This window comes from Streptomyces sp. NPDC044044, assembly GCF_056434405.1.
Genome location: NZ_JBWKFG010000008.1, coordinates 87,574 through 114,156 on the forward strand (window position 1 = coordinate 87,574; position 26,583 = coordinate 114,156).

Below are 26,583 nucleotides of genomic sequence, written 5' to 3' on the forward strand. Positions count from 1 at the left end.
TCGACGATGCACGGAAACGGAACACCACCCAGTTCGACCGGTGAACGCGGATCGCGCGCCACCCGCAGAGCCGTCCTTGCGGCCGCCCTCGGAGGCGCCGCCGTCATGGCCCTGCCCGCCCGGTCCGCGAGCGCCGCGTCCACCCTCACCAACGGGGGATTCGAGAGCGGCACCACCGGCTGGAGCACCTACGGCACCACCGGCGCCTCCTTCACCGAGGCGGGCGGACGCACCGGCAGCCTGCGCCTGGCGCACTGGTCGGCATCGGCGTACAAGGTCGAGACGTACCAGTACCTCACCGGCCTCGCCGACGGGACGTACACGCTCACCGCCTGGGTCCGTTCCAGCGGCGGCCAGAACTCCGCCTACCTGGCCCTCAAGAGCGGCTCCGCCGAACAGCGCACCGACCTGCCGCCCACCCCGAACGGCACCTGGATCCGCCTCGTCACCTCCGTCGCCGTGACCGGCAACGCGTGCACCGTCCGCCTGTACTCCGACGCGAACGCGGGCAACTGGGCCAACTTCGACGACATCACACTCACACCCGGCTCAACCAGCCTGCCCATCAAGGGCGCTGACATCTCCTCACTCAAGAAGAGCGAGGACTTCGGCGGCGTCTACCGCACCGGATCGGGCGCCACGGCCGACGCGCTCGCCGTGCTCAAGTCCGCCGGGATGAACTACGCCCGCCTGCGCGTATGGGTCGACCCGGCCGACGGTTACTGCGACAAGGCCCGGGTCCTCGCCGTCGCCAAGCGCGTCAAGGCGCGGGGCATGAAGCTCCTCGTCGACTTCCACTACTCCGACACCTGGACCGACCCCGGCGCCCAGACCATCCCTTCGGCCTGGGCGGGTCACTCCTACGCCCAGCTGAAGACCGACGTCCACGACCACACCTACGACGTCCTCAGCGCCCTCAAGGCGCAGGGCACGACGGCCGACATGGTGCAGATCGGCAACGAGCTGAACGGAGGAATGCTGTGGCCGACGGGAGCGACCTCCAACTGGGCCCAGTTGGCCGGACTTCTGACGGCGGGAGCCACCGCCGCGAAGGCCGTCTCGTCGAGCACGCTCGTCGCCCTCCACCTCGCCAACGGCGGCGACAACGCCCTGTACCGCACGTGGTTCGACAACGCGGTCTCGCGCAACGTGCCCTTCGACGTCATCGGCCTGTCCTTCTACGGCTACTGGCACGGCGCCCTCTCCGACCTCCAGGCCAACATGGACGACCTCGTGGCGCGCTACGCCAAGCCGCTCTATGTCGCCGAGACCGCCTACCCCTTCCGCCTGGACAGCGACGACGACTGGGAGAACGTGATCGACAAGGCCGGGGAACTCGTCGGCGGCTATCCCGCGACCGAGGCTGGCCAGGCGGCTTGGTTCCGTGACATCCAGAGCGTCGTCGAGGCGGTCCCGTCCGGCCGTGGCCTCGGCGTCTTCTGGTGGGACGCCACCTGGACCGCCGTCGAAGGCAACGGCTGGGACCCGACGGACCCCTCGACGGGCAACGCCTGGGAGAACCAGGCGCTCTTCGACTACGACGGCGTCCCGACGGAGGCGATGAGCGCCTTCGCGCACAGGTGACGCGGGCCCGCCCGGCTCGGACCCGCATGGCTCAGGCCCGCATGGCTTGGGCCCGCCCGGCTCAGGCCCGCATCACCAGGCGGTCCACCGCGGGGTTCCCCGAGCCGTAGGGGACCGGCAGGAGTCCGGCGTCCCCGGTCGCGTACAGCACCTTTTCGAGACCGATCACCAGGTGCTCCACGTCGACCGGCGGACGCACGACCAGGCGCAGGAAGCGGCTGGAGCTGCCGATCTTGTTGCCGCACTCGCGGACCAGGATGCCGTGCTCCGCGAGCAGCCGGTCCCGCAGGACCGCTCCGTCGACCCCGTCCGGCAGCCGTACGTACACGAAGTTGCCCTGCGAGGGATAGCTGGTGAGTCCGGGAAGCCGGCCGAGGTGCCAGATCATCTCCTGGCGGTCGCGGCGCACCTGACGCAGGCTCAGGTCGTAGGCGTGGCGGTGCTGTTTCAGCATGAACACCACGGTCTCCGCGAAGGAGTTGAGGTTCCACTTCGGCAGCGCGGCCCGCACGCGTCCTGCAAGGCCCGGATTGGCGACGAGATAGCCGAAGCGCACGCCGTGCAGCCCGAAGTTCTTGCCGAGGCTGCGCAGCACGATGACATTGGGGCGGAGCACCGCCTCGTCGGCGACGCTCGACTCCGGTCCCGCGTCGGCGAACTCGAGGAACGACTCGTCGACGACGACCAGGTCGAGATCCTGCAGCGCGTCGAGCAGCGCGAGCACGGAGCGGCGCGGAAGCAGACCTCCGTCCGGGTTGTTGGGGTTGCAGATGACCGCGGTGCGGGAGCCGCGGGCGCGCACGAAGTCGACGTAGGCCGCCGGATCGAGCACGAAGCCGTCGGCTTCCGGAAGCAGGTACATGTCCACCCGCTTGCCGGTCTCCATCGACTGGTCGGTCCACCGCCCGAAGGTCGGCACGGGCACGGCGAGCGCGTCGCGCACCAGCAAGTGGTCGATCCAGGTGATGAGTTCGGTCGAGCCGTTGCCCATCACGACGGTCTGCGGATTGAGCCCGAGCACGGCACTGAGCTCGGCCGCGATGGTGTCGGCGCCGCTCGGGTAGTAGGTGAGGATGTCCCGCAGCCGCCCGCCGAGCTCCTCGTACATCTCGGTCGTCGGGAAGTACGGATTGCACGGGATACAGAAGTCGACGAGCGGCCGTCCGCCGTCCGCCGCCGCCCTGTTCAGCGCGGAGTACGAGGGGCTGTGCGCGGTCGACGCGCGGAAGAGGGCGGTGACGTTGCCCGCGTCTGCCATGGGAGAACTCCGGATGGTGAAGGTGGTGTCTCCCGTACATACGTACGCGGGCGTGAGCATGCTCAACCAGTGGGGTGTGAGGGGTGATTGATGGGGAGAGACGCCGTCGCAGTCGTCGCAGTGGTCGTGTCCGTCGTGGCCGTCGCGTCCGCCATCTCCGTCGTCTCCTTCACCGGGAAGGTCAGCTTCATCGAGAGATACGCGAAGACCGGACCGAGGGCGTCTCATCGCCCTGGCGGCCGCTGTGCGAGGCGCCGAGGTGCGACTCTAAGTGGCCTATGTGATCCGGGGGTTGGGCAGGGGGGGCGAGCCACTGGATCTCGCGCCCCTGCTTGCCGTCGGGCACCACTCGGGGGCGGACCTGGCCCGGGGGCTCACGCATCAACTCGCCGGAATCCAGACCCTCATGGCACCGTCCTGCCGGTTCGCCCACGCGTAGTACGGAACCGCCGTTAGGCGGGCCTCTGCCCGCCCCGAGCGGCGGTGGCCGGTGGTGGTGACGACCGTGACGCCGCCCAGGAGGTCCGGACGGTGCTCGGCGACGGTGCGAGCGGTCGGTGTCAGCGTCACCTCGTCGAGCCCCAGGTCCGGCTCCTGGTCGACGCTCTCCAGGCAGTACACGAGAGGCCCGCGCTCCACGGCCACGCAGCCGCGGACCGCGTCCACCCGTGGATCCGGCTCCGTGAGCCGTACGTCCAGGGCGAGGTCCAGGACGACGCGCTCGCCGGGGCGCCAGCGGCGGCGTATCCGCAGCCAGCCCCCATCCGCCTCGGTGCGGTCCTGCCGGTCCGGTGCGGCCACCGTGAACTCGGCGCACCAGGAGGGGATACGCAGCGAGAGCGTCCATTCGCGGTCCGCGGGCGCGGCGTCGACGGTGACCGTGACGCGGCCCTTCCAGGGGTAGTCCGTCTCCACCGTGACCGCCCCGCCCCCGCCCTCATCCCCGCCCCCGGCCGCGTCCGTCGCGTACGAACCCGTGGCGTACTGATGCAGCTGCAGACCCTTCGCGTCGCCGCTCGCCACGTAGTGGGGGAGCGAGGCCAGCAGGCGCATCACGTTCGGCGGGCAGCAGGCGCAGCGGAACCAGGGCGTGCGGCGGGCCGCCTGGTCACCGGTCCGGGATTCGTGGCCGTCACGCACCTGGAGCGGGTTGACGTACAGCCAGCGGTCGCCGTGGAGGGCGACACCGGACAGGAAGCCGTTGTAGAGGGTGCGCTCGACGAGGTCGGAGTAGCGGGTCTCGCCGGTGAGCAGCGCCATCCGCCACGACCACTGCACGGAGGCGATGGCCGCGCACGTCTCCGCGTACGCCCGGTCGGGCGGCAGCTCGAAGGGGTCGCCGAACGCCTCGCCCTCGTGGCGCGAGCCGACTCCGCCGGCGAGGTAGGTCTTCGTGGCAGCCATGGCGTGCCACAGCCGTTCCAGGGCCTCGCGCAGCGTCGCGTCACCGGTCTCCATGGCCAGGTCGGTGACCCCTGCCAGGAGGTAGAGCTGGCGCACGGCGTGCCCGGTGACGGTCGGCGCCTCACGTACGGGGAGGTGGTCCTGCCAGTACGAGGGACCCGGATCGTGGCCGCTGCCGCTGCCGCTGCCCCTGCCTGCCGCGAGCAGTCCGTGGCCGCGCCGGTCGGTGAAGCGGCGGGCGAGGTCGAGGAAGCGCCGCGCGCCGGTCTCGCGGTACAGCTCCACCAGCGCGGTCTCGATCTCCGGGTGCCCGCAGATCCCGTCGATCTTCTGGTCGGCCCCGAAGACGGAGTCGATGTGCGTCGCGAACCTGAGGGCCACGTCCAGGAGTTCGCGGCGGCCCGTGGCCCGGTGGTGTGCGACGCCCGCCTGGATCAGATGCCCCGCGCAGTACAGCTCGTGGCCCCAGTCGAGCTCGCTCCAGCGCCGTTCGGGGTGGGCGACCTGGTAGTACGTCTGGAGGTAGCCGTCGGCGTCCTGGGCGGCGGCGACGAGGGACACGAGCCGTTCCACGTCCGCGGCGAGTCGGCCTTGGGCGGGATCGTCGGGCGGCTGCCCGTCGGCCAGCTGCCAGGAAGCGGCCTCGAGCCACTTGTGGACATCGGAGTCCTGGAACGGAAAGTCCCCGACGAAGGACCCCGAACCCTGCGCCGCCGCACGGAGGTTGGCGAGATTGCCCGCCCGGTCGAGGCGCTCGGGCCCCTGCGGGATGCTCACCGAGGCATTGGTGTGTCGCCGTGCGGCCCAGAAGCCGCCCGTGATCCGCGCGGCGACCGCCGGGCGCAGGGCGGTGTGCGCGGTCGCCCGGAGGCGTATCGGTCCCAGGGGTGAGGGCGGGGGCGTGAGATCGGGCATGGGCGCCATTCCTCTGTGCCGTGGTCGTTCGATACCTGGAACAATGTTCGGCAATCAACTACTGCCGCAGACGCTACCGTGGGCCGCCCGGCGCGGGGGAGAGGTCGACCGCATCCGTGCTCTCCGCACCACGGCGGCCGTCCATCAGCCCGTGGTCTTGGATGTGGCCGAGGCCGAGGCCAGGTCCGGACGGAAGCGGTCGGACCGAGGTGAGCCCCGCCTGATGCGATCCGGACATGGCTGAGCCCCCGCCTGATGAGGCGGGGGCTCGTGCCAGGTACTGGCCGGATCTAGAGGACGCCGGAGGCGGAGATGGCGATCTCGGCCTTGGTGGCGCCCGACTGCGAGCCGAAGCTCTCGATCTTCTTGACGAGGGCCATGCTCTCCTCGTCCGCGACCTCACCGAACACGACGTGCTTGCCGTCGAGCCAGCTCGTGACGATCGTGGTGATGAAGAACTGCGAGCCGTTCGAGTCGGGGCCGGCGTTGGCCATCGACAGGAGACCCGGCTTGGTGTGCTTGAGCTTGAAGTTCTCGTCGGGGAACTTGGTGCCGTAGATGCTCTTGCCGCCCGTGCCGTTGCCGGCGGTGAAGTCGCCGCCCTGGAGCATGAAGTCCGGGATGACGCGGTGGAACTTCGAACCCGCGTAACCGAAGCCCTTCTCGCCGGTGGCGAGCGCGCGGAAGTTCTCCGCGGTCTTCGGCACGACGTCGTCGAAAAGGTTGAACGTGATGCGGCCCTCGGGCTGGCCGTCGATGGTGATGTCGAAATAAGCCTTGGTGGTCATGGGCCTCATCCTGTCACTGCCCTTCGCCCAGCCGCCAACCGAACCCCCCGATGAGATCCCTGTCACCCTGTTGACCAGCGATGATGCGGTCGGCAATCAGTCCATGGTCGCGCCGATGGCGGTGCTGCCCGTCGTCAGGAACGTCGTCGCGGGCAGCGCCCCGCTCGCCCCTCGGGCGCCGTACACCGTGGTGGCGTCGGTGGAGCGGAAGGCCGGGGTCGCCACGCCGCTGTCCCGCGACGGCGGCGGCGATGGTGATCGTGCGGGTCCTGCGGTGGCGTCCGGTGCTGCTGCTCACAGCGGTCGTTCCCTTCCTCGGGGCTCTGGGGGTGCCCTCAGGGGGCACCCCCTTGTCCCCGCCGCGCGCCGGAAAGGTTGCCGCGCGAAAGGATCTTCTTCAGCGGGCCTCCTGGTTCGTCGGCCTCCTGGCGCGGTCAGTGCGTCCTGATCCTCATGAACGTGATCGAGTTCGCCGGGAAGGTGTACGAGAAGGTGTCGGAGACGCCCTTGAACGTCGAGGTCACCGGCTTGACCGGCGTCGCGTCCTTCGTGTTCTCGACGGCCGGGTCGGCGGCGAGCGTGGTCACCTTCGCGTTCCGCGCCACCTTCGTGCCGGAGCCCAGGCCCACCTTGGTGCGCGCATCCGTGCCCTGAGCGTTGACGACCTTGACGATGAGGTCACCGGTGGCCTTGTCGCGGGTGACGACCTGGCGGAACGGCTCGGCGGGCTTGTCGTCCGTGAAGGAGCCCCACTTCTTGCCGTCGAGGAAGAGCGTCACCTGGCGGCCGCGCACCTTCACGCGCAGGTCGTAGCTGCGGCCCGTCTCGATGGTCGTGGTGTCCTGGACCATGGTCTGCTTCGCGCCGTCGACGGTCTTCTCGACGGCCGACCGGGTGTTGTTCCAGCCGCCCAGGTTCCACCAGTAGTGGTTGCCGGTGTCCTTGACCCCGAAGGCGACCATGAAGCCTTCCTTGCCGGCCTTCTTGGTGGCCTTCACGTTCAGGTCGTAGTTCTGCCAGCCCTTGTCGCCCGCCGTGACCAAGGTGTTCTCCGCGGCCTCGTCGGACTGGACGTAGGCGCCGTCCCGGACGGCCCAGGTGCCCTTGTCCACCGCCTTGCTCCACTGGCCGTCACCGGCCGAGAAGTCGTCGGTCAGGAGCGTCCTGCCGTCCTCTGCTGTGACCGACACGTCGTCGTACGCGGCGCTGGTGGCCCAGGTGGACAGGCCGACGGCGCCGGTGATGGGACCGGACGTGGCGGGCGTGCCGGAGGCCGTGGAGGGCACGACCTCGTCGCCGACGTTGCGCATGAAGAGCTTCTGCGTCTCGTAGTTGGCCGAGCCCCATGACTGGTCGTTGTCGTACCAGATCATGTTCGGCTTCCACTGCACGTAGTCCTCGTTGGCGAGCAGCGGGGCGTACGAGGCGAGCTTGACGACATCGGCATTGCGTTCAAGGCCGGTCATGAAGGCCGCCTCCGACAGGGCGTTGGAGAACTTATTGCCCTGCGAGGCGTACTCGCCGAGGAAGACCTTGGGGCCCTTGCGGTCGTAGGAGTCGTAGCGGTCGTTGTTCTCCAGGAACCACTGCGGGCTGTTGTAGTAGTGCTCGTCGACCATGGCGACGTCCGCGTCGCGGCTCAGCTGCCAGGCCTTGTCGAAGGTCGAACCGCTGTCATCGGGACCGGAGTTGGAGATGACGGTGATGTCCGGGTACTTCGCCTCGATGGCCGCGCGGAACTCCTTGAAGCGGGCGAAGAACTCATCGGGGAGGTTCTCCTCGTTGCCGACTTCCAGGTGGGTGAGGCGGAAGGGCTTCGGGTGGCCCATCGCCGCGCGCTTCTTGCCCCACTCGCTCGTCGCCGGGCCGTTGGCGAACTCGATGAGGTCAAGGGTGTCCTGGATGTGCCGCTTCAGCAGGGCGGGGTCGTCGGTGGCCTTGTTCTGGCCGCAGCCGGTGACCAGGGCGGGCACCACCGGCAGCGGCATGGCGCCGGTGTCCTCGGCGAACTGGAAGTACTCGTAGTATCCCAGGCCGTAACTCTGGTTGTAGCCCCAGAAGTTGGCGTTCGTGGCGCGCTGCTCGACCGGCCCGATGGTGTCCTTCCACTGGTAGGAGCGCTTGCGCTGCCAGCCGGACTGCTCGTCGTACGCGTCGTGGGAGCCGGTGTTGACCAGGCAGCCGCCGGGGAAGCGGAGGAAGCCGGGGTTCAGGTCGGCGATCTTCTCGGCGAGGTCCTTGCGCAGGCCGTTCGCGCGGCCCTTGTAGGTGTCGCGGGGGAAGAGGGAGATCTCGTCGAGGGCGGCGGGGGCGCCGGAGGCCACCGTGAGCCTGCCGGTGGTGGAGGTGCGGCCCGCCGTGAACGAGGCCTTGTACTTCGCCCAGCCGCCGCGCGCGGTGACGCGGCGGGCCGGTGCGAGGTCGCCGGAGGAGTCGCGCAGGGTGAGCGTCAGCGGCGCGCTCCCCGCCCCGCCGGTGCGGGCCCAGACCGAGAAGTCGTACCGCTTGCCTGCGGTGACCGCGATGCCGGTGTTGTATCCGGAGTTGGTGACGGACGAACCGCTCGCCAGGGAGAGGTAGTTGCGGTTGCGGGCGTTGAGACGGCCGTCGTCGTTCAGGACCTGGGCTGAGCCGGACGTGTCCCACGAGGTCAGCGGCTTGTAGGAGGCGTTGTCGGCGGTGGTGTACTCGAAGGAGCGGTTCTGGACGAGCTCGGCGTAGAGGCCGCCGTCCGCCGCGCGGTTGATGTCCTCGTAGAAGACGCCGTACATCGAGTCGTCGATCTGCGCGCCGGTGCGGGTCGGGTCGACGGAGAGGGTGTAGTCGGTGGGTTCGGCCGCGGCGGTGGGTCCCGCGGCGAGCGTTCCGGCGAGCAGGGCTCCGAGGGTGAGCCCGAGTCTCCAGCGTCTGCGTGCCATGCGTACCCCAGTCTGTGTGCGGTATGTCGAACGCTGATCAGTAGGTCGAACGGCAACTTAGGTAGCGGGGAGCGGTGCGTCAACGCATTGCGCAGGAAGTGGCCGAGGTGTCTGCCGGGGTTCGTGATGTCGAACAACTTCCGTGAAATTCCTGGGACTTCGGCTCCGGCTCTGTCCGAACCGTTGACGTGTCCGGCGTTCGACCTTACGGTCCCGTTCGAAGTTGCGAGCAGCATTCGAAATATCGAACAGAAGTGAGCCGCAATGTCACCACCCCTCCCGAGCCGACGAGGTGTGCTCGGCGGCATCGGAGCGCTCGCCGTCGCGGGCAGCTTCGGACTCGCCGCCGCCAACCGCAGCGCCTCCGCGCTGGCGTCGGACGCGGACGTACGGGTCCGCTACTGGAATCTGTTCTCCGGCGGCGACGGCGCCAACATGATCGCGATGCTCGACGCCTTCCGCGCCGCGAACCCCCGGGTCGACGTCAAGGACTCGACCCTCCAGTGGGGCAATCCGTACTACACCAAGCTCGCCATGGCGGCCTCCGGGAACCGCGCCCCCGACCTCGCCGTCATGCACCTGGGCCGGATCCCCGGCTTCGCTCCCGGACAGCTGCTCGACCCCTGGGATGTGCGGCTGCTCGCCGAGTACGGGGTGCGCGAGGCGGATTTCAACCCCGTCCTGTGGAAGCGCGCCGTGGTCGACGGCAAGCTCTACGGCCTTCCCCTCGACATCCACGCCCAGCTCTGCTTCTACCGCAGGGACGTGTGCGAGAAGGCCGGACTGCTCGGCGCGGACGGCGACCTGGCGCAGGTGACGTCCCCGGAGGACTGGTTCAAGGCGCTCAAGGCCGCCAAGAAGGCCGTCGAGGGAGCCGTCCACACCATCGGCATCAAGGCCGACGAACCCAACTTCTCCTGGTGGTTCTTCCTCTCCTTCTACACCCAGCTCGGCGGCACCTGCCTCAGCGCCGACGGCCGGGAGGTCACCCTAGACACCGACAAGGCCACCCAGGTCCTGGAGTTCCTGCGGCAGCACCTGACCGACGGCTACTCCACCGCGATCGGCATCGCCGACGGCGAGTCCTTCGTCAACGGCTCCGCGTTCACCTGGGAGGGCAACTGGTCGGTGCCCGTCTTCAGCGGCGCGAAGCTCGACTACGGCGCGACCCCGCTGCCGCCCGTCTTCGGCGAACCCGCAACGCACACCGAGTCGCACTGCTTCGTCCTGCCGCACCAGTCGCAGCGCGGCGGCGCCACGAACGAGGGAGCGCACCAACTGGCCGCGTACGTCGTCAAGAACGCCACGGCCTGGGCGCGCGGCGGCCACATCCCCGCCTACCTGCCGACGCTTGACGACAAGAAGTACGTGTCACTGGAGCCGCAGTCCGAGTACGTATCGGCGATGGACCACATGGCGGTCGAGCCGCCCGCCTGGTTCGCGGGATCCACCGGACTCCTCGCCCAGCGCATCGGCCCCGTCATCGCATCCTCCAACGTCGGCTCCGCCGAGCCCGATGCCACGGCCCGCCGGATGAAGGACGTACTGGAAAAGCTGGTCGCCATGAAGAACCCGATGGAAGGCCGGTCCGCGACCGAGGGAGGGTCCGCCGCGTGAGCGCCGTCGACACCGCGGTCGCACCGGCCGCCGTACGGGGCCTGCCGGCGGCCGGCACCGATTCGCTCCGGGACCGGCTGACCCGCCGCCTGCAGCACGGCGGCTGGTTCGTCGCCCCGTTCCTGACCCTGTTCGCCCTCTTCGTGCTGTTCCCGATCGGCCGCGGCCTGTGGCTGAGCTTCACCGACGCCAACATCTCCGGCACGGGCGAACGCTTCGTGGGCCTCGACAACTACCGCGAGGCCCTCGACAGCCCGCTCCTGTGGGACTCCCTCGGCCACAGCGCGTACTTCACGCTGCTCGTGGTGCCCTGCATCGTCGTCCTCGCGTTCCTGCTCGCGATGCTCGCCCACCACATCGAGCGCGCCAAGTGGCTGTGGCGGCTGTGCTTCTTCGCCCCCTTCCTGCTGCCGTCCACGGTCGCGGGCAACCTGTGGCAGTGGCTGTTCAACCCGGGCACCGGAATGATCAACCATGTCTTCGGCCTCGACACGCCCTGGCTGACCCAGAAGTCCACCGCCCTGCTCGCCGTCGTGATCACCACCCTGTGGTGGACCGTCGGCTTCAGCTTCCTGCTCTTCCTCGCGGCCCTGCAGAACATCCCGCGGCATCTGTACGAGGCCGCCGAGCTCGACGGCGCGGGCGCCTGGCAGCGGATGGTGCACATCACCCTGCCGATGCTGCGCAACATCACCGGCCTCGTGATCACGCTGCAGATCCTCGCCTCGCTCCAGGTCTTCGACCAGGCCGTGGTGATGCAGGACTTCGGCCCGGGGCCCGAGGAGAGCACCCGGACCTTCGTGCAGTACACGCTCGAAGAGGGCTTCACCGCCTACCGCGTGGGCTACGCCTCCGCGATCTCCATCATCTTCTTCGTGCTCATCGCGGCCGTCGCCCTCGGCCGGATGTGGCTCCTTCGCAAGCGTGAGGAGGGCGTGCGATGACCACCGCTGCAGTGCCGAGGAAGAGCAAGTGGACCCCGAGCCAGATCGTGCTCACCGCGCTCGGCGTCGCCGTCTCCGCGCTGTGGATGACGCCGCTGCTGTGGGCCCTGTTCACGTCCCTGAAGTCGGAGACCGAGGCCGTCGAGGTGCCCACCCACTGGGTGCCCCAGGAGTGGACGGGCCAGGCGTGGAAGGCGCTCTTCGAGAGCGGCAACATCACCAACTGGTTCGTGAACTCGGTCATCGTCTCGGTCTGCGTCACCTTCATCGTCGTACTCGTCAGCGCGCTCGCCGGCTACGGCTTCGCGCGCACCGAGTTCCGCGGCAAGAACGCACTCCTCGGCCTCGTGATGGCGGGCCTGATGGTGTCGCCCGCCGTGCTCGGCGTGCCGCTCTTCACGACCGTCCAGTCCATGGGGATGGTCGACACCTACTGGGGCATGATCCTGCCGCAGTGCGCCCCGGCCGCGATGGTCTACATCCTCTACAAGTTCTTCCAGTCGATCCCGCACGAGCTGGAGGAGGCCGCGTACATCGACGGCGCCGGACGCTGGCGGGTCTTCTTCACCATCGTCCTGCCGCTGTCCCGCCCCTCGCTCTCGGCCGTCGGGATCTTCACGTTCATCGCGTCGTGGAACAACTTCCTGTGGCCCTACATGGTGACCAACAACCCCGACCTGATGACCATGCCGAACGGCATCGCGACCGTCATGAACTCCTACGGGATCCAGTGGGCGCAGCTGATGGCGGGCGGCCTCATGGCGGGCCTGCCCCTGGTCGTCGTCTTCGTGTTCTTCCAGCGCCAGATCGTCAGCGGCGTGGCCCACACGGGCCTGGCAGGTCAGTAAGTCTCCCCGCACAGCAGCTCTGTCGAAAGGCTCCGCATGGCCCCCCGCACCGCCCGTTTCACCCTCGACCCCGCCTTCGCCGTCGGCGCGGTCGACCCCCGGCTCTTCGGCTCCTTCGTCGAGCACCTCGGCCGCTGCGTCTACACCGGCATCCACGAACCGGGTCACCCCACGGCCGACGAGGCGGGGCTGCGCACCGACGTGCTCGACCTCATCCGCGAACTCGGCGTGACGGCCGTGCGCTACCCCGGCGGGAACTTCGTCTCGGGGTACAAGTGGGAGGACTCCGTCGGGCCCGTCGACGAGCGGCCGCGCCGCCTCGACCTGGCCTGGCACTCCACGGAGACCAACCGGTTCGGGCTCTCCGAGTACATCGCCTTCCTGCGCAAGATCGGCCCGCAGGCCGAGCCGATGATGGCCGTGAACCTCGGTACGCGCGGCGTCGAAGAGGCCCTTGAACTCCAGGAGTACGCCAACCACCCCTCCGGCACCGCCCTGTCCGAGCTGCGCGCCGCGCACGGCGACAAGAACCCCTTCGGCATCCGCATGTGGTGCCTGGGCAACGAGATGGACGGGCCGTGGCAGACCGGCCACAAGACCGCCGAGGAGTACGGGCGCCTTGCCGCCGAGACCGCACGCGCCATGCGCCAGATCGACCCGGACGTCGAGCTGGTCGCCTGCGGCAGCTCCGGCCAGTCCATGGCGACCTTCGCCGAGTGGGAGGCCACGGTCCTGCAGGAGACCTATGACCTCGTCGACCACATCTCCCTGCACGCCTACTACGAGGAGACCGACGGCGACCGGGACTCGTTCCTGGCCTCCGCCGTCGACATGGAGTCCTTCATCGAGAACGTCGTCGCCACCTGCGACCACGTGGGCGCCCGCCTCAAGTCCACGAAGAAGATCAACCTGTCCTTCGACGAGTGGAACGTCTGGTACCAGTCACGGCCGCACCCCGAGACAGAGGAGAGCCTGCGCGACTGGCCCGAGGCGCCGCGCCTCCTGGAGGACAACTACACCGTCACCGACGCGGTCGTCGTCGGCTCGCTCCTGATCGCCCTGTTGCGGCACGCCGACCGGGTGGCCGTCGCGTGCCTGGCCCAGCTGGTCAACGTCATCGCGCCGATCCTGACCGAGCCGGGCGGCCCCGCCTGGCGGCAGACCACCTTCTTCCCCTTCGCACAGGCCTCGCGGCACGGCCGAGGCCAGGTCCTCGACGTACGCGTGGAATCGCCCGCGCACGAGACGCGGAAGTTCGGCGAGGTGCCCCTGCTGCATGCGACGGCCGTCCGTGCCGCCGACGGATCCGTCACCGTCTTCGCCGTCAACCGCGGCCGGAGCGAACCCCTGCCGCTCGAAGTAGCGCTCCACGGGCTTGAGTTGACGACCGTCGTCGAGCACAGCGCCCTCGCCGACGCGGACCCGGACGCCCGCAACACCCTCGCGGAGCCCGAGCGCGTCACCCCGCACGGCGTCACCGGGACAGCACTCCAGGACGGCACGTTGAGCGCCGTCCTGGAGCCGCTGTCATGGAACGTGATCCGGCTGGGCTGAGCCCCTGTTCACACGGACTCAGAGCTTGCCCGCGCCCGCCCCTTCCGTCACCGTGCCGACGACGGACGAGGCGGGCTCGGCCGTGTAGGCGTACGGCGGCTTGGTGAAGTCGCCCTCCTGGGAGATCTCGGTGGCGGCGCCCCCGAGGTCGTTGCCGCGCGCGACCGCGTAGCCGTCCTCGTCGCTGCTGCGGCTGGTCGTGATGGCGACCTTCGTGTCACGGAAGACGTTGTTCTCGACCAGCATTCGCGCGCCCATCCGGGAGTGCGCCCCGGTGTCGGCGCCCTGGACGTAGTTGTCGTAGAAGTGCCCGGTGCCGAAGCGCAGGCTCGGGATGCGCGAGTACACGTTGCTGAAGTGGTTGTGGTGGTAGGTCACCTTCAGGTGTCCTGTGTCCTCGTCGCCGTTGTGGTCGCTGTGCCCGACGAGGGATCCCTTGAAGTGGTCCTTGAAGGTGTTCCAGGAGACGGTGACGTCGTCGGATGCGTGCGTGATGTCGAGCAGGCCGTCGTAGTGGTCCTTGTCGTGCTCGCGGTCCGCGGAGAAGGAGTTGTGGTCGATCCACACCTTCGTGGACTCCTGGACCGTGATGCCGTCGGCCGGTGCGAGCGGCTTGCTGATGTTGAGGTTCTGCACGACGACGTTGGTGGCCTCCTTGATGCGAAGCCCGCCGCCGGTGAACCCGGAGGCCGAACCGACGCCAAGGACCGTGGTGTTGGAGCCGATGTCGACCTGACCGGACAGCGAGATCAGACCGTCGACCTTCACCACCTTGGCGCTGTCACCGTCGACCGCGGCCTCGAAGGCTGCGAGCGACTTCACCGTGGTGGCGGTGGCGCTGCCACCACCCGTGGCGCCCGCACCGAAGCCGACCGGCACGCCCACCGCCGCCGGTGCCGCCTTCGGTGTCGCGACGGTGCCCTCGCCGGACCCGGAGGCCTCGGCGGCGTTCCCGCTCCAGGCGACCGCCCCGACGATCGCGGCGCCGGCCACCGCGGCCACGCCGATCCGTGCGGCCCTCGCGCTCGTCCTGCGCGCTCCGTGCATGAGTTGTCCTCCGGTCATCCGGTGGGTGGGTCGATCCCGCCCCCTTGTCTGTCTCCACCGGTGCGGCGGACGTTGCCGCCCGCCCGCCTCTGTTTCAGGGCCGCGAGCAGGGTCAGTAGGCGACGGGCCACCCGGAGCTCCAGTTCAGGAGGTTGACGCCGAGCTTCGGGGTGCCGTTGTCCTGGCCGTCGTAGTAGTGGTAGACGAGCAGGTCGCCGTCGGAGTCCTTCATGACCGACTGGCCGCCGGGGCCGATGTAGCGGCCGTGGCTCTCCTGGACCGCCGTGCCTCCGTTGTTCATCATGCCGACGCCGTTCTTGTCGACGTACGGCCCGGTGACACTGGAGGAACGGCCCACCTTGATCTTGTACGTGGAGCTGGTGCCCGCACAGCACGTGTCGTACGAGGCGAAGAGGTAGTAGTAGCCGTTCCGCTTGACGATGTAGGGCGCCTCGACGGCCTTGGTGCCGGTGGGCCGCGAGGCGAGCGAGCGCCTGGCGGTGTCGCCCGCGTACTGCTTGCCCGTCGAGGGGTCGACCCTGATCATCTTGATCCCGGTCCACCAGGAGCCGAACGACAGCCACCACTTGCCGTCGTCGTCGACGAAGAGGTTCGGGTCGATGGCGTTGTAGTCGCTGGACGTGGTCGAGGTGTACACCGCGCCGTGGTCGGTCCAGGAGCCGGGCTCACCGGTCGTGGAGGCCGCGAGGCCGATGGCGGACTTGTTCGAGCCGAACGACGAGACGGAGTAGTACATGAGGTACTTGCCACCGTGGTACGAGATGTCGGGCGCCCAGACGTCCCCGGTGGAGTTGTAGGTGTTCCACCAGCTCGGCCGGGTGGGGAAGGCGGAGCCGCTGCGGCCGAAGGCGATCCGGTCGGTGGAGGTGCGCAGTTGCAGGCCGTCGCCGGTCGAGTAGAGCAGGTACTTGCCCGCCGAGGTGCGGGCGAGGGTCGGGTCGTGCACGACGATGTCGCCGGAGACCTGGCCGGGGCTGGGGTAGGCGGTCGCGCTGCTCGGGATGAGGGCGAGCAGGGCGGCGGCGGGCAGCGCGACGAGGGCTCTGCGCCGGAAGGCGGTGGAGGTGCGGCTCGGCGTACGGCTGGACGTGCGGCTGGACGTGCGGCTCACTCCGGCTCCAAGCGGTGAGGCGCAACTCCACCTGGTCGCAAGGGAGTTACGCGGGGGCGGTACGACAAGTGGTTGTCGCCGCCCGCCCCCGCGAGGTTGCCGCCCGAGCGCCTGTTACAGCGCCGGATACGCGTTCTTCAGGAGCTCCTGGAACTGGGCCGAGAACCACTTGCCGGAGATCGGCGCGTCCGGGAGCGCGCCGGAGGGGTTGAAGCCGTTGCGGGGATTGCCCTCGTACGTCGGGTCACACATGCGGTCGAAGCCCTTGCCCTCGTCGTTCGGGATCTCCTTGCTCGACCCGTCGGACTCACCCGGCGGCTTGATCCAGACGTAGGCGTCGATGCCCGTCTCCGGGGCCGTCGTCGGCCGTTCACCGAGGCCCGCGCCCGACTGGTTGCACCAGGTTGCCTATGTGGATGCGCCGGTCGTTGCGCCCGCCCTCCACGTAGGTGTTGACGTCCGTGGTGGGGCCGGGGCCCGCAGGCCGGTCCGCGCCGCCCCAGCCGTTGCGGGAGGTGTCGATCAGCATGCCGATGTCGGATCTGAAGCCGGTGGAGACGAGCTGGCTCCGGAACGACTGGGCGAAGGAGAGCTCGTCGACGGAGCGGTTCCAGTCGACCCACGTGGACTCGCGGACCGACCGGCCGTTGACGGTGTCGCCGATCTTGAAGTTGTTCTCCTTCAGGGCGCTGTAGTTGGCCGTGTTGGTGATGAAGCCGTGCACGTTGTCGACGCTGCCGCCGTCGGCGGTCGCCGCCTGGTGCATGACCTGGGCGGACGCGGCGAAGTTGTCGTCCCAGCCGATCCAGCCGTGGTGGCCCGCGTCCACGTAGTTGTAGACGTTCGGGACGGCGCCGAGCTTGCGCAGGGCGTAGCCGACGCCCTTCACGTAGTTGCCGTTGGCCTTCATCACGTCACACTGGGGCGTCGCGGTGGGGCGCCCGCCGGTGTTGGTGACCAGGTTGGGCAGCGAGTCGATCTCGACGGTCGTGACGATGCGCAGGTTCGCGTACTTGGCGTCGGCGAGGATCGCGGCGATCGGGTCGATGTAGTCGGTCTGGTACTTGCCGATCTCGGTGGGGCCGAGCTCGCCGTTCGATGCGAGCGCGGCACAGTCCCGGCCCGGCAGGTTGTAGATGACCAACTGGATGACGCCCGCGCCCTGTTGGAGCGCCTCGTCGAGATGGTCGCGCAGGCCCATCGAGTCCCCTGCGCCCTCGATCGCGGCGATCCGGTCGAGCCAGACGCCGGTGGGCTGGTCCGCGACGGCGTCGCCGCCCGGCTCGGCGGCGGCCTTCGCCGACCACTCCGGGTTCACGTAAGGCTTGGCGCCCGCGTACGGGTTGTCGACGCGTGCCGCCGCTGCCGCGGACGCGGACGTGCTGCCCGCGCTGTCGCCCACGGCGAGCGCGGTGCCGCCGGTCGTGGCGAGGACGGTGGCGAGTGCGGCGAGGAAGAGGGTGCGGGACCTGCGGTGCCTGGTGTGCGTGCGGCTCATGGTGGGGGTGTTTCCCTTCGGACGGTTCGGATGGGTCGGATGACTCCGACAGCTCCGACGGTTCGGATGTGTCGGACGGAGGGGTCAGCTGTCGAGCGCGGCCAGACGGTCGCGGAGCCCGGCGCCGAACGCGGTGGGCGTGCCGTCGTAGGAGCTGATCAGGGCAGGCCCCGACGAGCAGTCCCAGGTGTTCCAGGTCCAGCCGAGATACGAGGCCTGGTGCGCGTCGAGCCACTTCATGACGGAGTCGATGAAGCCGTGGGAGCAGGTGTTCTCGCCGATCTCGCCCGCCACGAGCGGGACTTCGGCGGCGACCGGCGCGAGCTGGGCGTCCCAGCAGCTGCTCGTGGAGCAGGTGTTGAAGTTGTAGACGTGCCAGGCCGCGGCGAGATTGCCCGCCGGGTCCGTGGGCGCGTGCTCCAGCCAGCCGCTGAGATCGTTCGAGTACGCGATACCGGCCGCGAGCACGAGATTCCTCGCGCCCGTTTCGCGAACCGCGTCGAGCAGGTCCTGCATGCCGGCGACCTCGTAGCCGATGCCGGGGCAGGTGCCGCCCTCCCGCCAGCAGTCCCAGGCCTGCTCGGTGGTGGGTGTCGCGCGGTCCGGATAGGGCTCGTTGAACAGGTCGAGGACGACCGCCGGATCGTCCTTGAAGGTGTTGGCGACCGATGTCCAGAACGCCGGGGTGTACCGCGCGTTCGGCATCGGCTTCTGGCAGCTGGCGTGCACGTCCGCGCAGCCCGCCGAGTTGCCGGTGTACTGGCCGTGGGACCAGTGCAGTTCGACGATCGGGGTCATGCCGTGGTCCTGGACGCGCCGGACGAGATCCTCGATGGCGGATGTGTAGTTGGCGCCCGCGTAGCGCGGGTCGATGTTGTCGGTTCCCAGCCAGCACTCCTCGTTGAGCGGGATGCGTACGGTGTTGGCCTTCCAGTCCGCGATGGCCTTGACGGACGCGTCGTCGACGGGACCGTCGAAGATGCCGTAGCCCTGGACACATGCGAACTCGCCGCCGGATCGGTTGACTCCGAGCAGCCGGTGCGCGGCGCCTTCGGCGTCGACGAGCCGGTTGCCCTCGGCGTGCAGCACAGGGGGTGATGCCGCCGCGGCGGGTGCGGCGCCCGCCGCCGGCAGGGCGGAGGGCATCGCGAGTCCGGTGGCGATGAGGACGGCGCCCGCGAGCACGCCAAGGGTGCGGAGCAGACGCTGGGGACGGAGCAGACGCGGGGGATGGAGCGGATGCGGGGGGCGGGGCATGAGCGACTCCTCGGATTGAACCGGAATCGCTCCCACTGGTGCCGTGGAAGCTAGCAGGAAGTCGCCGCCGAGAACAGAAAGGTTGGCGGGTTTCTCAGATTTCCCGGATCGCCGCTGTCGAATTCATTCGACAACTCCCTTTCGTGCGCGGGCTCTTGACATCGAGCCCTTCCGGCTGAACTTTGGGAGCGCTCCCACTGGTTCCTCCCGCTCCCCAAGCGGAGCACGCCCCCCATCGATCCTTCAGGAGACATCCCCGCATGTCCGCATTCCCCCGTTCCCCCCGTCCCGGCCCCTCCAGACCGGAAATCAGCCGCCGCAACCTGCTCGCCCTGGGCGCCGGAGCCGCACTGGCCCCCGTCATCGTGGCGCTCAACCCCGCAGGTCACAGCGCCTATGCCGCGACCGCGGCCACCGAGTACGAGCAACGCTTCCTCGACCTCTACGCGAAGATCACCGATTCCGCGAACGGCTATTTCTCGCCGGACGGTATTCCCTACCACTCCGTCGAAACCCTCATTGTCGAAGCCCCCGACCACGGGCACGAGACGACATCCGAGGCATACAGCTATCTGCTCTGGCTGCAAGCCATGTACGGCAAGGTCAGCGGCGACTGGACACGATTCAACGCGGCCTGGGAAACCATGGAGAAATTCATGATCCCGGCCCACGCCGACCAGCCGACGAACAGTTTCTACAATGCGGCGAAACCAGCCACCTACGCCCCCGAACACGACCAGCCCTCCCAGTACCCCGCCCGGCTCGACCCCGCGATCCAGGCCGGCGCCGACCCGATCGCCGCCGAGCTGAAGAGCGCGTACGGCACCGACGACATCTACGGCATGCACTGGCTGCAGGACGTCGACGACGTCTACGGCTACGGCGGCGACTCCGCGGGTCCCGTCTACATCAACACCTTCCAGCGCGGCCCCCAGGAGTCGGTCTGGGAGACCGTCCCGCACCCCACCCGCGACGAGTTCGAGCACGGCGGCAGGAACGGCTACCTCGACCTCTTCACCGGAGACGCCTCCTACGCCAAGCAGTGGAAGTACACCAACGCCCCCGACGCCGACGCCCGCGCCGTGCAGGCCGCCTACTGGGCCCACGTCTGGGCCTCGGCCCAGGGCAAGGAGTCCGAGGTCGCGGCCACGGTCGCCAAGGCGGCCAAGATGGGCGACTATCTCCGCTACGCCCTCTTCGACAAGTACTTCAAGACCATCGGCGACTGCACCGACCCGTCCGGCTGCGCGCCGGGCAGCGGCAAGAACAGCTCGCACTATCTGCTGTCCTGGTACTACGCCTGGGGCGGCGCCACCGACACCTCGGCGGGCTGGGCCTGGCGCATCGGATCGAGCCACAGCCACGGCGGATACCAGAACCCCCTGGCCGCCTTCGCCCTCAGCGCCTACGCCCCGCTCGCCCCCAAGTCGGCGTCGGGCAAGGCCGACTGGGCCAAGAGCCTGACCCGGCAGATCGAGTTCTACCGCTGGCTGCAGTCCGCGGAGGGCGCCATCGCGGGCGGCGCCACCAACAGCTGGCAGGGCCGCTACGCACAGCCCCCGGCCGGCACCCCCACCTTCTACGGCATGGCCTACGACGAGAAGCCCGTCTACCACGACCCGCCGTCCAACCAGTGGTTCGGCTTCCAGGCCTGGTCGATGGAGCGGGTCGCCGAGTATCTCCACGAGACCGACGACCCCGCCGCGAAGACGGTCATGGACAAGTGGGTGGCGTGGGCGCTGTCCGAGACGAAGATCGCCGCCGACGGCACGTACACCTTCCCCTCGACCCTGAAGTGGTCCGGGCGGCCCGACACCTGGACCCCGGCAAACCCCGGCGCCAACACGGGACTTCACGTCTCCGTCGTCGACCGCACCGACGACGTGGGCGTGGCCGCCGCCTACGCCAAGACCCTCACGTACTACGCCGCCGCCACCGGCCACACCGCGGCCGCCACCACGGCCAAGGCGCTCCTGGACGGCATGTGGCGCCACCACCAGGACCCGCTGGGCATCGCCGTGCCCGAGACCCGCGCCGACTACAACCGCTTCGACGGCGCGGTGTACGTCCCGAACGGCTGGACCGGCACCATGCCGAACGGCGACACCATCGACTCCGGGTCCGACTTCGCCTCCATCCGCTCCTTCTACCGCGACGACCCCGACTGGCCGAAGGTCGAGGCCTATCTCGCCGGGGGAGCGGCGCCGCAGTTCACCTACCACCGCTTCTGGGCGCAGGCCGACATCGCGCTGGCCATGGGCGCGTACGCGGAGCTCATCGAACCGGGGCCGGGGTCGCGATGACCGGTCGCAGGACGCGCGCCGGGAAGCTGCTCGGCGCCCTCTGCCTGATCCCGGGGATGCTGCTCGTGGCCGCCCCGTCCTCGGGGGCCGACGATGCCGAGGAGGCCGATGAGAAGGCATCGGCCGCGTACACCTGGAAGAACGTCCGCGTCGACGGCGGCGGCTTCGTCCCCGGCATCGTCTTCAACCGGGCCGAGAAGAACCTCGCGTACGCCCGTACCGACATCGGCGGCGCCTACCGCTGGCAGGAGTCGTCCCGTACCTGGACCCCGCTGCTCGACTCGGTGGGCTGGGACGACTGGGGCCACACCGGCGTGGTGAGCATCGCGTCCGACACCGTCGAACCGGACAAGGTGTACGCCGCCGTGGGCACGTACACGAACGACTGGGACCCCGGCAAGGGCGCCGTCATGCGCTCCGCCGACCGGGGCGAGACCTGGAAGAAGGCCGACCTGCCGTTCAAGCTCGGCGGGAACATGCCGGGCCGCGGCATGGGCGAGCGCCTGGCCGTCGACCCGCACGACAACCGCGTGCTGTACCTCGGGGCACCCAGCGGCCACGGCCTGTGGCGCTCCACCGACTCCGGCGCCACCTGGTCGGAGGTGACCGCGTTCCCCAACCCCGGCAACTACCGGCAGGATCCGGGGGACTCCACCGGCTACGCCTCCGACAACCAGGGCATCGCCTGGGTCACCTTCGACGAGTCGAAGGGCACGTCAGGATCGCCCACCAGAACCGTCTACGTGGGCGTCGCCGACAAGGACAACGCCGTCTACCGCTCGACCGACGCGGGCGCCACCTGGACCCGGATCGCGGACCAGCCCACCGGACACCTCGCCCACAAGGGAGTGCTCGACGCGGAGAACGGCTACCTCTACCTCGCCTACAGCGACAAGGGCGGCCCCTACGACGGCGGCAAGGGCCAGGTGTGGCGGTACGCGACGCGCACCGGCGAGTGGAAGAACATCAGCCCCGCCACCGACGCCGACACCTACTACGGCTACAGCGGACTGAGCGTCGACCGGCAGCATCCGGGCACCGTCATGGTCACCGGCTACAGCTCGTGGTTCCCCGACACCCAGATCTTCCGCTCCACCGACAGCGGCGGAATCTGGACCGGCGCCTGGAACTACACCGCCTATCCCGAGCGCGCCAACCGCTACACCATGGATGTCTCGTCCGTGCCGTGGCTCTCGTGGGGCGCCAACCCCGCGCCGCCCGAACAGAGCCCCAAACTGGGCTGGATGACCGAGGCCCTGGAGATCGACCCCTTCGACTCCGACCGCATGATGTATGGCACCGGGGCCACCGTCTACGGCACCAGAAACCTCCAACAGTGGGACAGCGGAGGCAGGTTCACCATCACCCCGATGGTGAAGGGCCTGGAGGAGACCGCCGTCAACGACCTCGCGGCGCCGGCATCCGGGGCACCGCTGCTCAGCGCGCTCGGCGACATCGGCGGCTTCCGGCACACGGATGTCGCCAAGGTGCCGCCCCTGATGTACACCGAGCCGAACTTCACCACCACGACCAGCCTCGACCACGCCGAGTCCGACCCGGACACGGTCGTGCGCGTCGGCCAGCTCGACAGCGGTCCGCGCATCGCCTTCTCCGGCGACAACGGCGCCAACTGGGCTGCGGGCAGGGAGCCTTCGGGCGTGTCCGGCGGCGGCACGGTCGCCGCGTCCGCCGACGGCGGCCGCTTCGTGTGGAGCCCGGACGGCACGGGCGTGCACACCAGCGGTGACCGGGGTGCGTCATGGACGGCGTCCACCGGTATCCCGCAGGGTGCGGTCGTCGAGTCCGACCGGGCGGACCCGAAGACGTTCTACGGCTTCAAGTCCGGGACGTTCTACGTCAGTACGGACGGCGGGGCGAGCTTCACGGCGAACGCGTCCACCGGTCTGCCGGCCGAAGGAGCGGTGCGCTTCAAGGCCGTACCGGGGAAGGCGGGGGACATCTGGCTCGCGGGCGGGGAGTCCGGCGGGACGTACGGCCTGTGGCACTCGACGGACTCCGGCGCGACCTTCACCCGTGTCCAGGGCGTCGAGGAGGCCGACACGATCGGCTTCGGCAAGGCCGCGCCGGGCTCCGGGCACCAGACGCTCTACACCAGCGCGAAGATCGACGGGGTGCGCGGCATCTTCCGTTCCACCGACGCCGGTGAGAGCTGGGCGCGCATCAACGACGACGCCCACCAGTGGGGCTGGACCGGCGCCGCCATCACCGGTGATCCACGGATCTACGGGCGGGTGTACGTGTCCACGAACGGCCGTGGCATTGTTTACGGGGACGACAACTCCCCGGGCTGACCAGGGCAGTCGAAGCGCTTCGACACACCTATGGACAGCGCATGGGTGTCCCTCTAGGGTCGAGGTGGCCCCAAGTCGAAGCGCTTCGCCACCGCCTCATGACCTGTCGATCTGTCCGGGAGAGCCGCATGGTCACCCTTGCCGAGGTAGCCCACCACGCCGGAGTCTCGGCCAGCACGGTGAGCTACGTACTCAGCGGCAAGCGGTCCATCTCCGCCTCCACCAAGGACCGCGTCGAACAGTCCATCCGGGAGCTCGGATACCACCCGAACGCCGGCGCCCGTGCCCTGGCCAGCAGCAGGTCCAACATCATCGCGCTGATGGTGCCGCTGCGCACCGACATGTACGTGCCGGTGATGATGGAGATAGCCATCGCCGTCGCCACCACCGCACGCACCCATGGGTACGACGTACTGCTCCTGACCGGCGAGGAGGGCCCCGAGGCGGTCCGCCGCATCGAGGGCAGCGCGCTCGCCGACGCGATGATCCTGATGGACGTGGAGCTGAACGACGAGCGGCTTCCGCTGATCCGCGAGACGGACCGGCCCGCCGTCCTCATCGGCCTGCCCGCCGACGCTTCGGGGCTGACCTGCGTCGACCTCGACTTCGTGGCGACCGGCGCCCAGTGCGTGGACCACCTCTCCGATCTCGGCCACCGCGAGATCGCCGTGATCGGCGAGGCGCCCGCGGTGTACGAACGGCACACCGGGTTCGCCGAGCGCACCCTGGACGGGCTGCGCGCGCGGGCCCGTGTGCTCGGCGTGCGGGTGCTGCACCGGCCCTGCGAGGGGACGTACGACGCACTCGCCGCGACCCTGGCCAGGATCTTCGACGAACGCCCCGGCACCACGGGGTTCGTGGTGCAGAACGAGTCGGCCGTGGAACCCCTCCTGAGCCTGCTGCGCAGGCAGGGCCGCGCCATTCCGGAAGACGTCTCCGTCATCGCCATCTGCCCCGACCAGGTCGCCACCCAGGCCTCGGTGCGCCTGACCTCCGTCGCCATCCCCGCACAGGAGATGGGACGGCAGGCCGTGGAGCGGGTCGTCGCGAAGCTGCGGGGGCAGGGTGTCGATGAAGTGGCGCTGCTCGTGCCGGAGTTGACGGTGCGGGCGAGCTCGGGGCCCGGTCCCGCGAAGTAAGCGCCGCTCGTCGGAGCGGCTCAGGGAGTGGAGACCACCGGACGCGGCGCCTTCGCCATGCCGGAGCCGATGAAGAAGCTCGGGTGCGGGGGCTGGTTGTAGGCCGTGTTCTGCCAGGCGAGCGCCGTGCGGTACTGGATGTCGTGGAGCAGCGTGGTGATCTTCGTGGTCGTCTCGTGCGGGGTGGAGTAGATCCGCAGCGCCTTGTTGTCGGAGGTGCGCCACACGACCTCCTCGCGCCAGTCGCCGAGGATGTCGCCGGAGAGCGCGGGGGTCGCCTTCGTGCCGTTGTTGGAGGCGACGGACGCCCCGGTCAGGAGCCGGGTCTCGCCGCCCGTGCCGTACTTGTCGATGCGGGTGCCGTCGAGGAGTTCGCGGGTGGTGTCGCCGTCCCACCAGTTCACGAAGTTGACGCTGGACGGCTCGCGGCCGACCGACGCCCCGGACGGCGAGCGCAGGGTGCTGTCGGCCGCCGACCACGACTCGGCGCCCGCCGAACCGGCGTAGATGTCGGCGGACACGCCCCGGCCGTTGTCGGAGCCGGACGCCGTGGTCCACAGCCGCTGACCCGTGCGGGCGTCGGCCATCCAGGAGCCCGGCTTGGAGCTGTCCTCGGACACCTTGAAGTACTCCAGGCCCGCGCGCGACGGATCGAGGTCGCCGACGTGCCCGGCGTCCCCGTGCCCGAGCTTCGTCGTCCACAGACCGCTGCCGTTGTCGTCCACGGTCATCGCGCCGTAGACGATCTCGTCCTTGCCGTCGGCGTCGACATCCGCGACCGACAGACTGTGGTTGCCCTGGCCGTCGTACCCCTTGCCGGTGTTCGTCGAGGAGTTGGTGTCGAAGGTCCAGCGCCGGGTGAAGGCGCCGCCCCGCCAGTCCCAGGCGGCGATGACGGACCGCGTGTAGTAGCCGCGCGCCATGATCAGGGACGGCCTGCTGCCGTCGAGGTAGGCGGTCCCGGCGAGGAACCGGTCCACGCGGTTGCCGTAACTGTCGCCCCAGCTCGAGACGGTGCCGCGCGCCGGGACGTAGTCGACCGTGTCGAGCGCGGCCCCGGAGCGGCCGTCGAACATGGTCAGGTACTCCGGTCCGGCCAGGACATAGCCGCCGGAGTTGCGGTGGTCGGCGGACGAACTGCCGATCACCTTGCCCGCGCCGTCCTTCGTGCCGTCCGCCGTCTTCGTGGCGACCTCGGCCCTGCCGTCGCCGTCGTAGTCGTACACCTGGAACTGCGTGTAGTGCGCGCCCGAGCGGATGTTGCGGCCCAGGTCGATGCGCCACAGGCGGGTGCCGTCCAGCTTGACGCCGTCGAGGATCGTGTTGCCGGTGTAGCCGGACTGGGAGTTGTCCTTGGCGTTGGTGGGCTGCCACTTCAGCACGAAGTCCAGGGCACCGTCCCCGTCGAGGTCGCCCACCGAGGCGTCGTTCGCCTCGTAGGTGTACGCCACGCCGTCCGGGGTCGTGCCCCCGGCGGGCGGCGTGATCGGCACGTCCTTGTAGCCGGCGCGGAACTGCACCGCGTGCACGGAGTCGCCCTGCTCGGTGCCGTCGACCACCGCGCGCACGGTGTAGTCGGCGCTGTTCGGGGCGCCCGGGTGGAAATAGTTCGTCGAACCGGTGACCGGCGAGGAGTTGACCTTCGTACCGCCCCGGTAGACGTTGAAGGCCACGTCGTCGTCATCGGTGCCGAGCCAGCGCCAGGTGACCAGGTTCCCGGCGTCGGTGTGCACGCTGACCACGCCCCGGTCCAGCGCCTCGGCCTGCCGGGTGGTGGCCGCGGACGAGGTGGACGACAGGGCGATGAGCCCACCGGCGGCGAGGGCGCCCGCGACGACGGCGGTGATCAGGACCCGGCCACGGGCCCGCCGCCCTCTTCGGCCTCTGCGGCGGCGGATTTCGGTGTACGGATGCTCGGCCATGGGGTGCTCCTGCGGGGAGAGGGACAGTGCCTCGACCCAGTCGCCGCGGGAGGCACGAAAGGTTGCCGCTCGTACGAACCGAACCCGACGCGTGACCCTTCTTCGTCTCGCCGTCCTCGGTCACCGAGCAGCCGGGGCGGAGA

At 69.5% G+C, this 26,583-nt stretch carries 15 protein-coding genes and 3 pseudogenes; 8 read left to right on the forward strand and 10 right to left on the reverse strand.

The features are described from left to right. The first annotated feature begins 6 nt into the window (after nucleotides 1–6). Nucleotides 7–1,584 carry a glycosyl hydrolase 53 family protein gene (locus AC07AG_RS28510; protein ID WP_478758932.1) on the forward strand — a complete coding sequence of 526 codons (1,578 nt, stop codon included), beginning with the start codon at nucleotides 7–9 and terminating at the stop codon, nucleotides 1,582–1,584. Between the two features lie 61 nt (nucleotides 1,585–1,645). On the opposite strand, the gene AC07AG_RS28515 is transcribed toward AC07AG_RS28510, so the two are convergent. The 5 genes and pseudogenes from AC07AG_RS28515 to AC07AG_RS28535 form a co-directional block, all read right to left on the reverse strand. Beyond that, complete coding sequence (locus tag AC07AG_RS28515) at nucleotides 1,646–2,842, reverse strand: pyridoxal phosphate-dependent aminotransferase (protein WP_344646356.1); 1,197 nt, start codon at nucleotides 2,840–2,842, stop codon at nucleotides 1,646–1,648. A gap of 381 nt (nucleotides 2,843–3,223) precedes the next feature. Next, nucleotides 3,224–5,161: a glycoside hydrolase family 127 protein gene (locus AC07AG_RS28520; RefSeq protein WP_478758934.1), complete on the reverse strand. Its 1,938-nt coding sequence runs from the start codon at nucleotides 5,159–5,161 to the stop codon at nucleotides 3,224–3,226. A 290-nt stretch (nucleotides 5,162–5,451) separates the two neighbouring features. Continuing rightward, the gene (locus AC07AG_RS28525) at nucleotides 5,452–5,949 is read right to left on the reverse strand and encodes a peptidylprolyl isomerase (RefSeq protein ID WP_478758936.1); all 498 of its coding nucleotides are present in this window, start codon (nucleotides 5,947–5,949) and stop codon (nucleotides 5,452–5,454) included. A 96-nt stretch (nucleotides 5,950–6,045) separates the two neighbouring features. Next, nucleotides 6,046–6,183 (reverse strand): annotated as a pseudogene (locus AC07AG_RS28530) (right-handed parallel beta-helix repeat-containing protein); the annotation flags it as partial. A gap of 200 nt (nucleotides 6,184–6,383) precedes the next feature. Further along, a complete protein-coding gene (locus tag AC07AG_RS28535; protein ID WP_478758938.1) occupies nucleotides 6,384–8,867 on the reverse strand; it encodes an alpha-L-arabinofuranosidase C-terminal domain-containing protein in 2,484 nt (827 codons plus the stop codon). A 264-nt stretch (nucleotides 8,868–9,131) separates the two neighbouring features. Here AC07AG_RS28535 and AC07AG_RS28540 point away from each other — a divergent pair, with 264 nt between their 5' ends. The 4 genes from AC07AG_RS28540 to arfA are packed head-to-tail and all read left to right on the forward strand — an operon-like array spanning nucleotide 9,132 to nucleotide 13,830. Next, entirely contained in the window at nucleotides 9,132–10,484 is a 1,353-nt protein-coding gene (locus AC07AG_RS28540; RefSeq protein ID WP_478758940.1) for an extracellular solute-binding protein, read from the forward strand. Continuing rightward, nucleotides 10,481–11,428: a carbohydrate ABC transporter permease gene (locus tag AC07AG_RS28545; protein ID WP_478758942.1), complete on the forward strand. Its 948-nt coding sequence runs from the start codon at nucleotides 10,481–10,483 to the stop codon at nucleotides 11,426–11,428. Before AC07AG_RS28540 ends, AC07AG_RS28545 begins: the two co-directional genes overlap by 4 nt. Continuing rightward, complete coding sequence (locus tag AC07AG_RS28550; RefSeq protein ID WP_478758943.1) at nucleotides 11,425–12,276, forward strand: carbohydrate ABC transporter permease; 852 nt, start codon at nucleotides 11,425–11,427, stop codon at nucleotides 12,274–12,276. Before AC07AG_RS28545 ends, AC07AG_RS28550 begins: the two co-directional genes overlap by 4 nt. Before the next feature lie 36 nt (nucleotides 12,277–12,312). After that, nucleotides 12,313–13,830, forward strand: a complete 1,518-nt coding sequence (gene arfA, locus AC07AG_RS28555) for an arabinosylfuranosidase ArfA (RefSeq protein ID WP_478758945.1) — start codon at nucleotides 12,313–12,315, stop codon at nucleotides 13,828–13,830. An 18-nt stretch (nucleotides 13,831–13,848) separates the two neighbouring features. Here arfA and AC07AG_RS28560 read toward each other — a convergent pair whose 3' ends face one another. The 4 genes and pseudogenes from AC07AG_RS28560 to AC07AG_RS28575 all read right to left on the reverse strand — a co-directional run bounded on the left by AC07AG_RS28560 (nucleotide 13,849) and on the right by AC07AG_RS28575 (nucleotide 18,764). Further along, nucleotides 13,849–14,877 carry a pectate lyase family protein gene (locus AC07AG_RS28560; protein ID WP_478758946.1) on the reverse strand — a complete coding sequence of 343 codons (1,029 nt, stop codon included), beginning with the start codon at nucleotides 14,875–14,877 and terminating at the stop codon, nucleotides 13,849–13,851. Between the two features lie 112 nt (nucleotides 14,878–14,989). Beyond that, on the reverse strand, nucleotides 14,990–16,009 hold the full coding sequence (locus tag AC07AG_RS28565; RefSeq protein WP_478758948.1) for an arabinan endo-1,5-alpha-L-arabinosidase: 1,020 nt from the start codon (nucleotides 16,007–16,009) through the stop codon (nucleotides 14,990–14,992). A gap of 114 nt (nucleotides 16,010–16,123) precedes the next feature. Further along, nucleotides 16,124–17,507, reverse strand: a pseudogene (locus AC07AG_RS28570) (glycoside hydrolase family 6 protein). Between the two features lie 84 nt (nucleotides 17,508–17,591). Then, nucleotides 17,592–18,764 (reverse strand): glycoside hydrolase family 5 protein, encoded by a 1,173-nt coding sequence (locus AC07AG_RS28575; RefSeq protein WP_478758949.1) that lies wholly within the window; start codon nucleotides 18,762–18,764, stop codon nucleotides 17,592–17,594. 407 nt (nucleotides 18,765–19,171) lie between these two features. On the opposite strand from AC07AG_RS28575, the pseudogene AC07AG_RS28580 reads away from it, so the two are divergent. From AC07AG_RS28580 to AC07AG_RS28590, 3 genes and pseudogenes are all read left to right on the forward strand, one after another. Further along, nucleotides 19,172–21,067: pseudogene (locus AC07AG_RS28580) on the forward strand (glycoside hydrolase family 48 protein); the annotation flags it as partial. Continuing rightward, a complete protein-coding gene (locus AC07AG_RS28585; RefSeq protein ID WP_478758951.1) occupies nucleotides 21,064–23,379 on the forward strand; it encodes a WD40/YVTN/BNR-like repeat-containing protein in 2,316 nt (771 codons plus the stop codon). The pseudogene AC07AG_RS28580 and the gene AC07AG_RS28585, both read left to right, overlap by 4 nt. A gap of 98 nt (nucleotides 23,380–23,477) precedes the next feature. Next, on the forward strand, nucleotides 23,478–24,518 hold the full coding sequence (locus AC07AG_RS28590) for a LacI family DNA-binding transcriptional regulator (RefSeq protein ID WP_478758952.1): 1,041 nt from the start codon (nucleotides 23,478–23,480) through the stop codon (nucleotides 24,516–24,518). A gap of 20 nt (nucleotides 24,519–24,538) precedes the next feature. Here the strand turns inward: AC07AG_RS28590 and AC07AG_RS28595 are convergent, their stop codons facing one another. Next, nucleotides 24,539–26,440: a rhamnogalacturonan lyase gene (locus tag AC07AG_RS28595; protein WP_478758953.1), complete on the reverse strand. Its 1,902-nt coding sequence runs from the start codon at nucleotides 26,438–26,440 to the stop codon at nucleotides 24,539–24,541. Nucleotides 26,441–26,583: the final 143 nt, after the last annotated feature.

Excerpts from the sequence above, each read along its gene's own strand:
- AC07AG_RS28510 (WP_478758932.1), top strand. The coding sequence starts at position 7 with ATGCACGGAAACGGAACACCACCCAGTTCGACCGGTGAACGCGGATCG.
- AC07AG_RS28515 (WP_344646356.1), bottom strand. The coding sequence starts at position 2,842 with ATGGCAGACGCGGGCAACGTCACCGCCCTCTTCCGCGCGTCGACCGCG.
- AC07AG_RS28520 (WP_478758934.1), bottom strand. The coding sequence starts at position 5,161 with ATGCCCGATCTCACGCCCCCGCCCTCACCCCTGGGACCGATACGCCTC.
- AC07AG_RS28525 (WP_478758936.1), bottom strand. The coding sequence starts at position 5,949 with ATGACCACCAAGGCTTATTTCGACATCACCATCGACGGCCAGCCCGAG.
- AC07AG_RS28535 (WP_478758938.1), bottom strand. The coding sequence starts at position 8,867 with ATGGCACGCAGACGCTGGAGACTCGGGCTCACCCTCGGAGCCCTGCTC.
- AC07AG_RS28540 (WP_478758940.1), top strand. The coding sequence starts at position 9,132 with ATGTCACCACCCCTCCCGAGCCGACGAGGTGTGCTCGGCGGCATCGGA.
- AC07AG_RS28550 (WP_478758943.1), top strand. The coding sequence starts at position 11,425 with ATGACCACCGCTGCAGTGCCGAGGAAGAGCAAGTGGACCCCGAGCCAG.
- arfA (WP_478758945.1), top strand. The coding sequence starts at position 12,313 with ATGGCCCCCCGCACCGCCCGTTTCACCCTCGACCCCGCCTTCGCCGTC.
- AC07AG_RS28560 (WP_478758946.1), bottom strand. The coding sequence starts at position 14,877 with ATGCACGGAGCGCGCAGGACGAGCGCGAGGGCCGCACGGATCGGCGTG.
- AC07AG_RS28575 (WP_478758949.1), bottom strand. The coding sequence starts at position 18,764 with ATGCCCCGCCCCCCGCATCCGCTCCATCCCCCGCGTCTGCTCCGTCCC.
- AC07AG_RS28585 (WP_478758951.1), top strand. The coding sequence starts at position 21,064 with ATGACCGGTCGCAGGACGCGCGCCGGGAAGCTGCTCGGCGCCCTCTGC.
- AC07AG_RS28590 (WP_478758952.1), top strand. The coding sequence starts at position 23,478 with ATGACCTGTCGATCTGTCCGGGAGAGCCGCATGGTCACCCTTGCCGAG.
- AC07AG_RS28595 (WP_478758953.1), bottom strand. The coding sequence starts at position 26,440 with ATGGCCGAGCATCCGTACACCGAAATCCGCCGCCGCAGAGGCCGAAGA.